The organism is Pradoshia sp., assembly GCF_051873915.1.
Taxonomy (GTDB): Bacteria; Bacillota; Bacilli; order Bacillales; family Pradoshiaceae; genus Pradoshia.
Genome location: NZ_JBJEFJ010000017.1, coordinates 37,625 through 49,480, shown reverse-complemented (window position 1 = coordinate 49,480; position 11,856 = coordinate 37,625). Strand labels below are relative to the sequence as shown.

The window sequence follows — 11,856 nt, the reverse complement described above, 5'->3', positions numbered from 1 at the left end:
CATCAATAGAAAGGAGTGAAAATATGTTATCTCAATTCTTATTGCCAATCATTCTTTTGGTGTTCTTTTACTTGGTATTGATCCGACCACAGCAAAAACGTCAAAAAGAAACAGTTAAGATGCAAAACGATCTCCAAAAGGGAGATAAAGTCATTACTATTGGCGGTTTACACGGAACTGTGGATGCTGTCGATGAAGATAAGGTCATCCTTAAGAGCCCGGATGGTTCACGCTTAACGTTTGAAAAGCGCTGCGTAAGCCAAGTAGTCCAAAAGAAAGAATCCGTAGCAACTGCTGAAACAGTAACGGATAAATAATAGAAAACCTAGCCAGCTTAAGCTGGCTAGGTTTTTTTCATTTCTGGGCCCCCGCTTAAGTTTACGCCGAGGACACCGCCCATCATCGCCGTCACGATGAAGCAGGCATTATAGATGAGCTGTTTAGATGTGAATAAGGCATCAAGACCGAGGTATTGATAGAGAAAGACAATCAGCGTATAAATAAGTCCCGTCCCGCCCCCAAGGAGCCACCCTTGCTTCTTTCCTTTCCCGCCCGCAATGAAGCCGCCGATAAAAAGGGTGAGAAAAGACAAAATCATGATGATATACGTCAGGGAAGATTCTGCAACATTGGTGAATCTCAGGATAAGAGAGAAGAACAGGCTGAATACGGCAGCCATGATGAAGATCGTCACGACACCGTATAGAATTGCTGAACCTAAGTTTCTCGATTCGATTGGAATCAGCTCCTTTCAACCAAAAAAGTATGTCTTACCAATACTTTATTCAGCTTGGGAATATTTAGAATGTTTTTTTGTACAACCCGTCATTTAATGTGATTGAGCCTTGAGGTTATAGCAAATACTATTCATTGCTAGATTGGAAAAAGAGGAGAGCGAGTGGGTTTCATGGATTATTTAATGGTTATCTGGAGGACAGTGTTTCTTTATGTCGTGATATTTTTTGTATTTCGGATTATGGGAAAGAGAGAAATAGGAGAGTTAAGCCTGCTTGATTTGGTTGTATTCGTCATGATTGCTGATATTGCTGTCATCGGAATTGAGAATTATGATGGAGAGATTATAGAGGCGGTATTGCCTATTGTCACCCTGTTTATCATTCAAATGACCATTGCCTATGCATCCTTGAAGCTCCCCTTCTTGCGCAAGGTGATAGATGGTGAACCGACGTTCCTTATTCATAATGGTAAAATCAATCAAAAGGCGATGAAAAAGCTGCGCTATAACATGGATGACTTATTGATGCAGCTTCGCGAAAAAGGGGTCAGGAATATCAGTGAGGTGGAGTTTGGGATTGTGGAGGCGTCTGGAAAGCTGTCTGTCTATGAATTTGTGGAGCCGGCGCCATTGGCTGCTGTGAAGCCAGCGCCAATCCTTACCCTCATTCAGGACGGAAAAGTCATGAAGGAAAATCTTAAGGGGATTGGACGAACAGAAAGCTGGCTCACAGCTGAGCTTAGGCGATATGGGCATCCTGATTTGAAAGATGTCTTTCTATGCAGCCTGGAGGATAACGCTTTACGCATTTTTAGAAAGGAATGACAGACTTATTTGAATGGTGTTAATGCGGCTAGGATTGGCCCAATGATTGGTATTCTCCGGATTTCATCTTTGCGGATGATTCCTGTTAACATACTGCCTGCCAAGAAGAACAAGCTCATGGCAGAAGCAGAGAGAAGAATTCGATTCAGGGCAGGAACGTCCGTCAGCCAGTTGAAATAGAGCATATGTCCAATGATGCCGGTAAACACCATCACGATAAGCGCCATTAAATATTCATGCAGATAAATGGTTAAACTGATCTTTTTCATGACACTGGCGAAATGAAGCATGGTCACGAGGACAGTGCTGACACAAATCGCGATTGCAGCTCCCATAATACCGAATGATGGCTGGGCAACAAGTGTAATGATTAAGACAATCTTGACCAATGAGCCGATAATGCTGTTAAACATCGCTGCTTTAGCCATATTTAATGCCTGCAGAACCGAGTTAAGCGGCCCCTGATAGAAAAAGAAAATAAAGAATGGAGCCATGAAGCGTACATATACACCCGCATGCTCATTATGATAAACAGCTTCCATGATGGGATGAGCTAGCACAAATAAAACGACCACCGCGAGCGTCCCGCTCAGGAAAGAGAGACGGAGAGACTGCTGGATGCGATGAACAACCTGCTTAATATTCCCTTTTGAATAGGCCTCACTTACAGCTGGGACAAGTGAGACACCAAGTGATATGGTGATAAAGGAAGGCAGCATGAGCAAGGGAACAGCATAACCCGCGAGCTCCCCGTATTGGGCTGTGGCAACGCCTGTTGCGACACCTGCTGCGGCAAGGCTTCTCGCTACGACAATCGGCTCAATGAACCAAGTGATGGAACCAACCATACGGCTCCCCGTTGCCGGGATAGAGATGGATAGCAGCTCCATCAATGTATCCTTGCCTCCTGCAGCATAACGGAAAAATTGTTTGCGAAGACGGAAGGGCTTTTTCACTTTAAACATGAACATTAAGTAAAGGAGCGATGCAAGCTCCCCAATAACAGAAGCAATCATGGCGCCTGCTGCGGCATATTCAATTCCGTATGGCAGAAAAGCCTTTGTTAAAGCAGCGATCATGGAGATACGAATTACCTGTTCAACCACCATGGAAATGGCATGGGGCTTCATATTCTGCTTACCTTGGAAATATCCCCGCAGAACGGCTGATATAGCCGCAATCGGAATGATGGGGATTATGGCTATTAAAGGATAATATGTCCGTGAATCTGTAAAAACATGGGTGGATAGATAAGGAGCCAGCAAGAATAAGATGGGGGTAAAGATGGCAGATAAACCACCTGTAACCGTTAACGCTACAACGAGAATTTTTTTCGTCTTCTGATGGTCCCCGCGTGCCGTTGCTTCTGCCACGAACTTTGATATCGCAATCGGCATGCCGAGCTGAACCGCCGCAATCACTAGAAATAAGGAGGGCAATGCCATCATATACAACCCTACGCCTTCTTCCCCGATAAAGCGGGCTATGACGATTCGGTTCACAAAACCGAGCACTCTCGTAATCAAGCCTGCAATCATCAAGATCACTGTGCCCCTGATAAAACTAGACATTCAATTCCCTACCTTCTCAAAAAAGCTGCAATCTATTACAATTAATCTATATGCAGCTAAATGGGCCAACCATGACAAGCTTCAAGGATTTAGTGAAAAATACATACTATATTGGCTTGGAGGATGATGATTATGGCACAACAACACCCATATGAGAAATATCGTCAAGAAATGCATCCTGCGCTGAAAAGCAAGCAGGAAGAGTTTGAGCTGCTCGGCTATCCAGAAATCACAGAGGAGGACATTTGGAGATGTCTGATTCAGAAGAAATGGAAGAAGGCTAATGCTGAGGCACGACAATATGTAATCATTCAAGATATCATGCAGCTGAAAGTGTCAGATTACATGAATTATGCCACTACTGCCGCCTTGATTGAGGGTGAGAGCATGAAGAAGGATATCGCCGCTGGATTGGAGGATTTTAAGGATCTATTCTCGTGATGGAAATGGCTTGGGTCAGCAATGGCCCGTATGCGTCAATCTTTGTAAGAAAATTCACATCTTTTGAACGAAATATTTCCATATATTGTGGAATCAAATTGACACTTAACCCGCAATCTTTCATAATAAGAACGTTATAGGAAAGCAATCTTTTTGATTGAATCAACTAGGCACATGTTTTACCAAGCATAGCGTCCTTTCATGCTGCTTCAATCGGAAAATTTCAATTAGGAGGCTAATTTACATAATGGTAAAAAGAAGCAGAATCGTCGCTTTCTTGCTCATTGTTCTCGTATTAGGCGGGACAATGCTTGGAACGACAGAAAATGTTATGAAGAAAATTAAACTGGGCCTCGACCTTCAAGGCGGCTTTGAAGTTCTGTACAAGGTTGAACCGCTTAAGGAAGGCCAGAAAATTAATGATAATACTATGTCTGCAACGGCAAGTGCGCTCGACCGACGGATTAATGTTCTCGGTGTAAGCGAGCCGGTCATCTCGATTGAGGATGATAACCGAATTCGGGTTCAGCTTGCCGGTGTAGAAGACCAAGAAAATGCACGTGAGATATTATCCACCTCTGCAAATCTAACCTTCCGTGATGTTAATGACAAAATCATGCTTGACGGAAGCGACCTGAAGGAAGGCGGAGCCAGCCAAAGCTATGATGAAACGAACCAGCCCGTTGTTTCTGTCAAGCTGAAGGATGGGAAGAAGTTTGGCGAAGTCACGAAAGAAATTCTCGCCATGGCACCAAATAATCAGCTTGTCATTTGGCTGGACTTTGAAGAAGGAAAGGATTCCTATAAAGCAGAGGCAGCAAAGGAAGACCCGAAATTCATTTCCGCTCCTAATGTAAACTATCAGATTAATTCTGATGAAGTTATGATTTCCGGAAACTTTACAGTTGAGGAAGCGAAGGAGCTTGCATCTGTCTTGAATGCAGGGGCTCTTCCTGTTCAATTAGACGAAATTTACTCCACATCAGTAGGAGCATCCTTCGGGGAAGAAGCGCTCAACAGTACACTATTAGCTGGTGTGATTGGTATTTTAGCCATCTTCCTATTTATGATGCTGTACTATCGTTTGCCGGGTGTGGTAGCTGTCGTTACCCTGTCTGCTTATGTGTATTTAATCATTCTAGTCTATGACTGGATGAATGCCGTGCTTACACTGCCGGGTATCGCCGCCCTTATCTTAGGGGTTGGGATGGCTGTCGATGCGAATATTATCACCAATGAGCGGATTCGTGATGAAATTCGAAAGGGCCGAACAATCAAAGCAGCCTTCAAGGAAGGGAACAAAAACTCCCTCTCCACGATCTTCGATGCCAATTTAACGACTCTGTTAGCAGCCATTGTCTTGTTTGTGTATGGGACAAGCTCTGTTAAAGGCTTTGCGACAAGCTTGATTGTCAGTATTTTAGTCAGCTTTATCACAGCCGTTTATGGAACCCGCCTCATTATGGGATTATGGGTAAACAGTAATTTCCTTGATAAGCGTCCAGGCTGGTTTGGTATTAAGAAAAGCGAAATTCATGATTTAAATGAATTCAAGAAGGATAAATATTTACCAACGAAATTTGATAAATGGGATTTCATTAAGCCTTCTAAGAAATTCTTTATCCTTTCCATCATCGTTACGCTGATTGGTATTGGCTCCTTATTTGTAAGGGGGATGGATTTGGGAATTGACTTCTCAAGCGGTTCACGGATTCAAATTACGTCAGATGAGAAGATTTCCGTAGAGAAGATTGAAGCTGATCTTAAGGCAAATGATATTGAAGCCCAGGATATTGTCTTGACCGGCGATGATGATAAATCCGTTGTCGTGAGAACGAAGCAGGTGTTCAATAAGGACGAAATTGCTGCGCTTGGCACCTATTTCAATGATAAATATGGTCATAAGCCAAATGTAAATACTGTGTCTCCAACCGTTGGGAAGGAATTAGCGAAGAATGCCATGATAGCAACTGCGATTGCATCAATCGGTATCATTATCTATGCGAGCATTCGCTTTGAATGGAGAATGGCCCTGCCTTCTGTATTGGCGCTCTTGCATGATGCATTTATGATTATCACGATATTCAGCATATTCCAAATTGAGGTAGATTTAACCTTTATAGCTGCTGTACTGACGATTATCGGATATTCGATCAACGATACGATTGTTACCTTTGACCGGATTCGTGAGAATATGCGTCAGAAGAAACGTATTAAGACACGGGCTGAGCTTAATGAAATTATCAATATCAGTATCCGTCAAACTTTGGTGCGTTCGATCAATACGGTTATCACCGTGCTTGTCGTTGTAATCGCGATGATGATCTTTGGCAGTCAGTCCATTTATAACTTTAACTTGGCCTTGCTGATTGGTCTTGTAACGGGCATGTATTCATCAGTCCTGATTGCGGCACCATTATATGCAATCTTAAAGGGCGGGGAATTAAAGAAAAAAGGAACATTAAAGACCTACAAGGAAAAACGAGTTACATCTGACCAGCCGCAAGTATAAAGCTGGAATAACCTAAGGCAGTCCGATCATCCGGGCTGCTTTTTTGTGTACGTAAAGGAGTAGGATGTCTATTTACAGAGGAAAAGGGAATAGATAAATGGCAAATATATTTATGTTTTCTTGTTTTCTTGAATGGAAGGAGGACATGAGGAATGAAGAAATTGCAATGGTTTGTTATACTTGGCATCGTGTTTACCGTCATAGTAGCTGTCTTTGCGGTTGTCAATGTAGAGGATGTAGCCGTTAATTATGTGTTTGGAACGGCCTATTGGCCGCTTATTCTCGTTATATTAGGGTCGGTTGTCATGGGTGGGGTAATTGTCGGGTCGGTATTGGCCGTAAGGATTCTTCATCTGTCGAAAGAGCTGAAAAAGCTGAAAAAAGAGCTTGGCAGGGAAGAGGAACATGAGGAATGAACGAAAATTTTCTATCTCCTGCATTGAACCTTTGACATTATTTTTTTATAATAGGTAAGTCAGAGGGGTGACATGATGTTACAATCAAAAACGAGATGGCTGTTAAAAAAAGCCGATGAAACGATTATTCATACATTAATGAACGAGCTCAATCAGCCGCGGATTGTGGCTGCGCTTTTGGTCAACAGAGGTATAAAGACCGTAGATGCTGCACGGTCTTTTTTATATGCGGATGAACATGATTTCTATGATCCGTTTCTGCTTTCCGGAATGGAAGAGGCAGTGAAACGGATCGTCAAGGCAGTCAAAAACAATGAGAAAATCATGATATATGGAGATTATGATGCTGACGGTGTCAGCAGTACGACCGTATTAAAGCTTGCCTTAAATCAGCTTGGTGCAGAACAGGTTGATTGGTATATCCCCAATCGCTTTACAGAAGGATATGGACCGAATAAGGAAGCCTTCGCAAAAATCAAGGAAATGGGAACATCCCTATTAATTACCGTAGACTGTGGAATTTCAGGCATTGAGGAGGCACAGTATGCGAAGGAACTCGGCATGGATTATATTGTGACAGATCACCATGAACCAGGACCGGTATTGCCGGAGGCATTAGCGATTCTTCATCCGAAAAAGCCTGGCGAGACATATCCGTTTCACGAGCTTGCCGGAGCAGGAGTAGCCATGAAGCTCGCCCATGCTCTTTTGGGGGAACTGCCTGAGGAACTGATTGGTATTGCAGCAATTGGAACGATTGCTGACCTTGTTCCACTTCATGACGAAAACCGGCTGATTGCCTTAAGAGGTCTGCAAGCATTGAAGCGCACGAAAAGACCTGGATTGCTTGCCTTATACAAAAAGGCCGGGATCGCGATGGACAGCTTTAATGAGGACTCGATTGGCTTTGGCATTGCGCCTAGAATAAATGCGGTCGGGCGATTGGAGGATGCAGATCCTGCTGTTGAATTGCTCTTGACGAATGATGAGGCGGAAGCAGAGCGGATTGCGGAGGAGATTGATTTCTTGAACAAGGAGCGCCAATCCATTGTTAAGGAAATCACGCAGGAAGCGATAGCTGAAGTGGAAAACCGTTTCCCGCTCGAGGATTATCCTGTCCTTGTCATCGCAAAGGAAGGATGGAATCCAGGGGTGGTCGGTATTGTTGCCAGTAAGCTTGTGGAGAAATATTACCGTCCAACCATCATCTTGAGCATAGACCGCGAGAAAGGAACGGCGAAGGGTTCAGCACGGAGTATCCCAGGGTTTGATCTCTTTCAAAATCTATCCTTAAACCGGGAGCTGCTTCCGCATTTCGGCGGGCATCCTATGGCTGCTGGGATGACGCTGAAGATAGAGGATGTAGATGAACTCCGTTTACGTCTATGTATGCAGGCAAAGGACATTCTGAAAGAGGAGGATTTCCAGCCGGTGACAGAAATCGATGGAGTAATCTCCATTGAGGAGGTTAGCTTGAAGCTGATTGATCAAATGGCCGGATTGGCACCTTATGGCATGCAAAACCCGAAGCCGCGCATTCTGATAGAAGGTGCAGAGGTCGCAAGCATGCGGAAAATTGGTGCGGATAAAACGCATTTAAAGCTTGCTCTTTTAGAAAATGGTGTACAATTAGATAGTATCGGATTCGGGCTTGGCGAAATCTGTGATCATTTATCTCCCTATGCGAAGGTGTCTGTTATTGGCGAGCTGGCAGTCAATGAATGGAATAACTTAAAGAAGCCTCAATTATTCCTGCATGATTTGGCTGTTGCAGATTGGCAGTTATTTGATTGCCGAGGGAATGCGAAAACTAATCCTAAACCAGCAGCCATTCCAGAGAAACGGAAAATGATTCTCTTCCGTGAGGAGAGCAAATCCATGCTGGCTAATGAGGATGAAGGTGTTCTCATTGAAACGCTCGAGGCAGCTAAAGCGGAGGAGCTTGACGGGATGAATATCGCCTTTTTAGACCTTCCAAATCAAAAAGGGATGATTGAAGCCCTGTTGGAAGGAAAGCAGCCGGCGAGAGTGTATCTTTACTTCCGAAACGGCGGCGATGATTATTTCAAGGCATTCCCGACAAGAGAGCAATTCAAATGGTATTATGCGATGCTGCTCAAAAAGGGACCGATGGATTACAAGGACATGTCTGAGAGGATTACCCATTTCAAGGGCTGGCCAAAAGATACAATCGATTTTATGACAAAGGTGTTTTTTGAGCTGGAATTTGTTACAATAAGAAACGGACTCATTAGTTTAGAGAAGAATAGCCCAAAGAGGGACTTGGCAGAGTCTGACACCTATCAAGCACGAAAAGCACGAATGGAATTAGAACAGGAACTATTGTATGCCCCATCCAATCAACTATATCAATACTTCAACCAGCAGATTGGATCTCGTGATGATTACAAGGAGGAAACAAAGCAATGGATTTAAAAAATTATATAGAAATCGTAGAGGACTGGCCAAAACCAGGTATCAAATTTAAGGATATAACTCCTCTTATGGCAGACGGTGCCGCATATAAAGATGCGACAGACCAAATCGTCGAATATGCCAAAGAAAAAGAAATCGATATTATTGTTGGGCCGGAAGCTCGCGGATTCATCATCGGATGTCCGGTTGCTTATGCAATGGGAATTGGCTTTGCTCCTGTACGGAAGGAAGGGAAACTTCCAAGGGAAACCATCAAGGTTCAATATGGATTGGAGTATGGGAAAGATGTCCTGACTATTCATAAAGATGCCATCAAGCCTGGTCAGCGCGTGCTCATCACAGATGACTTGCTTGCAACAGGAGGAACAATGGATGCAACCATCAAGCTTGTTGAACAGCTTGGAGGAGTCGTTGCCGGATTGGCATTCCTTGTTGAACTGACATACCTTGAGGGCCGTGATAAGCTCCAAGGCTATGATATCCTCACATTAATGGAATATTAAGCATATATTAACAGGCGTTCTGGAGCTAGAACGCCTTTTCTCGTACCAATAATCGTTTATTGACGAAACTATACAGCAAATTGACGTTCGTTACTTTACAAGAAAACTTTTTTTGAAGATAATAGATACAATCCTCATTTTTAACGCTAACCCATTAGGGTTTTTTATATAGAGTGAAAAGGCAAAAACGTGGAAATACGGAGTAAAAGGTGATCTCATGGCAAATGAACAAATTTATACGGCCGAGCAGGTATTTGATAAAGCAAGAAATTATATGACCGAAGAGGAAGTGGCTTTTTTAGAGAGGGCCTATGAATTCGCAAAAGAAGCGCATAAGGAACAGTTCCGTAAATCGGGCGAACCTTATATTATTCATCCTGTGCAGGTGGCAGCCATTCTTGCAGACCTTCAAATGGATACGTTCACGGTCGCTGGAGGCTTCTTGCATGATGTCGTGGAAGACACGGATGTGACACTCGAGGATATCACACGAATCTTCAATGAGGATGTCGCTCTCCTCGTCGACGGGGTAACAAAGCTCGGTAAGATTAAGTACAAATCAAAAGAAGAGCAGCAGGCGGAAAATCACAGAAAAATGTTTATTGCCATGGCGAAGGACATTCGCGTCATCATGATTAAGCTTGCCGACAGGCTCCATAATATGCGGACATTAAAGCATTTGCCTGTTGAAAAGCAGCGCCGTATTGCCAATGAAACATTAGAGATTTTTGCTCCGCTTGCCCATCGGCTTGGGATCTCCACAATTAAATGGGAGCTGGAGGATACGGCTCTCCGTTATTTGAACCCTCAGCAGTATTATCGAATCGTCAATCTGATGAAGAAGAAGCGGGCTGAGCGGGAGGAATATTTAGCAGATGTTATTGCTGAAATGAAAGATAAGCTTGCCGAAGTCTCTATTCATGCAGACATTTTCGGAAGGCCAAAGCATATATACAGCATTTATCGCAAAATGGTCCTTCAGAAGAAGCAATTTGAGGAAATCTATGATTTGCTTGCCGTACGTGTTATCGTGAACAGCATTAAGGATTGCTACGCGGTTCTTGGTATCATCCATACTTGCTGGAAGCCGATGCCGGGACGGTTTAAGGATTATATTGCGATGCCGAAGGCTAATATGTACCAGTCTCTCCATACGACTATTATTGGGCCAAAGGGTGAGCCGCTTGAAGTGCAAATCAGAACGGTTGAGATGCACCGGACAGCGGAGTATGGGATTGCCGCCCACTGGGCTTATAAAGAGGGCAAGGACTTAACCTCCACACAAAGAATGGATAAGAAACTCGATTGGTTCAGACAAATCGTTGAGTTCCAGGATGTATCCACGAATGCGGAGGAATTCATGGAATCTCTCAAACTTGATTTATTTGCCGATATGGTCTTCGTATTTACGCCTAAGGGCGATGTGTTTGAACTGCCAATTGGTTCAGTGCCGATTGATTTTGCTTACCGGATTCACTCAGAGATTGGCAATAAGACCATTGGTGCGAAGGTGAACGGGAAGATGGTCACGCTTGACTATGTACTGAAAACAGGCGATATCGTCGAGATTTTAACCTCTAAGCATTCATACGGACCAAGTCAGGATTGGCTTAAGCTGGCGAAGACATCCCAGGCAAGGAACAAGATTCGACAATTCTTCAAGAAGCAGCGCCGAGAGGAAAATATCGAAAAAGGCAAGGAAATGGTCGAAAAAGAGCTAAAGGCTCTCGACTTTGACATAAAGGATGTATACACTCCTGAAAACCTGCAAAAGGTAGCAGAGAAATTTAATTTTGCCAATGAAGAAGATATGTATGCAGCGGTAGGCTATAACGGAATCACGGCAGCACAAATTGCGACAAGATTGACGGATAAACTCCGCAAGAAGCGTGAGAAGGAGCAAGAGGTCAGCTTAATTGATGCGGTGAGCGAGCTTCGGATGATACCGACAACGAAGAAGAAGGATTCTGGTGTCAGGGTGAAGGGCATTGACAATATGCTCATCCGTCTTTCCCGCTGCTGTAATCCGGTTCCTGGTGATGAGATTGTCGGTTACATTACGAAAGGGCGCGGGGTTTCGGTTCACCGTGCAGATTGTGTCAATGTACTAGATGAAGAGAGCAAGGAAAGAATCATCCCGGTTGAGTGGGAAAGCAGCATGTCTGACCGGAAAGAGTATAATGTAGACATTGAAATCAGCGGCTTTGACCGGAATGGCTTATTAAATGAAGTGCTTCAAGCTGTCAGTGAGACGAAAACGAACATTACGGCCGTTTCCGGCCGTACGGACCGCAATAAGAGTGCAGCGATCACGATGTCAATCTCCATCTATAATGTGTCTCATTTGCAGAAGGTCGTGGATCGAATTAAGCAAATACCAGATATTTATTCCGTCAGAAGACTGATGAGTTAGGGG

10 protein-coding genes are annotated in these 11,856 nt (G+C 43.8%); 8 read left to right on the top strand and 2 right to left on the bottom strand.

The window, feature by feature from the left end; translation table 11 throughout:
* Window positions 1-23 precede the first annotated feature (23 nt).
* Complete coding sequence (gene yajC / locus ACI35L_RS01780; protein WP_049670025.1) at window positions 24-317, top strand: preprotein translocase subunit YajC; 294 nt, start codon at window positions 24-26, stop codon at window positions 315-317.
* Window positions 318-343: 26 nt separating this feature from the next.
* On the opposite strand, the gene ACI35L_RS01775 is transcribed toward yajC, so the two are convergent.
* Window positions 344-709 (bottom strand): TIGR04086 family membrane protein, encoded by a 366-nt coding sequence (locus ACI35L_RS01775; protein ID WP_439802133.1) that lies wholly within the window; start codon window positions 707-709, stop codon window positions 344-346.
* Between the two features lie 198 nt (window positions 710-907).
* Here ACI35L_RS01775 and ACI35L_RS01770 point away from each other — a divergent pair, with 198 nt between their 5' ends.
* A complete protein-coding gene (locus ACI35L_RS01770; protein WP_439802132.1) occupies window positions 908-1,561 on the top strand; it encodes a DUF421 domain-containing protein in 654 nt (217 codons plus the stop codon).
* Between the two features lie 5 nt (window positions 1,562-1,566).
* Here ACI35L_RS01770 and spoVB read toward each other — a convergent pair whose 3' ends face one another.
* Entirely contained in the window at window positions 1,567-3,132 is a 1,566-nt protein-coding gene (gene spoVB, locus ACI35L_RS01765; protein WP_439802122.1) for a stage V sporulation protein B, read from the bottom strand.
* A 132-nt stretch (window positions 3,133-3,264) separates the two neighbouring features.
* On the opposite strand from spoVB, the gene ACI35L_RS01760 reads away from it, so the two are divergent.
* The 6 genes from ACI35L_RS01760 to ACI35L_RS01735 all read left to right on the top strand — a co-directional run bounded on the left by ACI35L_RS01760 (window position 3,265) and on the right by ACI35L_RS01735 (window position 11,853).
* Entirely contained in the window at window positions 3,265-3,573 is a 309-nt protein-coding gene (locus ACI35L_RS01760) for a post-transcriptional regulator (protein WP_439802121.1), read from the top strand.
* A gap of 247 nt (window positions 3,574-3,820) precedes the next feature.
* A complete protein-coding gene (gene secDF / locus ACI35L_RS01755; RefSeq protein ID WP_049670028.1) occupies window positions 3,821-6,085 on the top strand; it encodes a protein translocase subunit SecDF in 2,265 nt (754 codons plus the stop codon).
* A 152-nt stretch (window positions 6,086-6,237) separates the two neighbouring features.
* Entirely contained in the window at window positions 6,238-6,501 is a 264-nt protein-coding gene (locus ACI35L_RS01750) for a LapA family protein (protein ID WP_439802120.1), read from the top strand.
* 75 nt (window positions 6,502-6,576) lie between these two features.
* A complete protein-coding gene (gene recJ / locus ACI35L_RS01745) occupies window positions 6,577-8,937 on the top strand; it encodes a single-stranded-DNA-specific exonuclease RecJ (protein ID WP_049670030.1) in 2,361 nt (786 codons plus the stop codon).
* A complete protein-coding gene (locus ACI35L_RS01740; protein ID WP_049670031.1) occupies window positions 8,928-9,440 on the top strand; it encodes an adenine phosphoribosyltransferase in 513 nt (170 codons plus the stop codon). Before recJ ends, ACI35L_RS01740 begins: the two co-directional genes overlap by 10 nt.
* A gap of 217 nt (window positions 9,441-9,657) precedes the next feature.
* Complete coding sequence (locus tag ACI35L_RS01735) at window positions 9,658-11,853, top strand: RelA/SpoT family protein (RefSeq protein ID WP_049670032.1); 2,196 nt, start codon at window positions 9,658-9,660, stop codon at window positions 11,851-11,853.
* Window positions 11,854-11,856 lie beyond the last annotated feature (3 nt).

Bases quoted from the DNA above. Each gene is read 5' to 3' on its own strand.
- yajC (WP_049670025.1), top strand. From the start codon at position 24: ATGTTATCTCAATTCTTATTGCCAATCATTCTTTTGGTGTTCTTTTAC.
- ACI35L_RS01770 (WP_439802132.1), top strand. From the start codon at position 908: ATGGATTATTTAATGGTTATCTGGAGGACAGTGTTTCTTTATGTCGTG.
- spoVB (WP_439802122.1), bottom strand. From the start codon at position 3,132: ATGTCTAGTTTTATCAGGGGCACAGTGATCTTGATGATTGCAGGCTTG.
- ACI35L_RS01760 (WP_439802121.1), top strand. From the start codon at position 3,265: ATGGCACAACAACACCCATATGAGAAATATCGTCAAGAAATGCATCCT.
- secDF (WP_049670028.1), top strand. From the start codon at position 3,821: ATGGTAAAAAGAAGCAGAATCGTCGCTTTCTTGCTCATTGTTCTCGTA.
- ACI35L_RS01750 (WP_439802120.1), top strand. From the start codon at position 6,238: ATGAAGAAATTGCAATGGTTTGTTATACTTGGCATCGTGTTTACCGTC.
- recJ (WP_049670030.1), top strand. From the start codon at position 6,577: ATGTTACAATCAAAAACGAGATGGCTGTTAAAAAAAGCCGATGAAACG.
- ACI35L_RS01740 (WP_049670031.1), top strand. From the start codon at position 8,928: ATGGATTTAAAAAATTATATAGAAATCGTAGAGGACTGGCCAAAACCA.
- ACI35L_RS01735 (WP_049670032.1), top strand. From the start codon at position 9,658: ATGGCAAATGAACAAATTTATACGGCCGAGCAGGTATTTGATAAAGCA.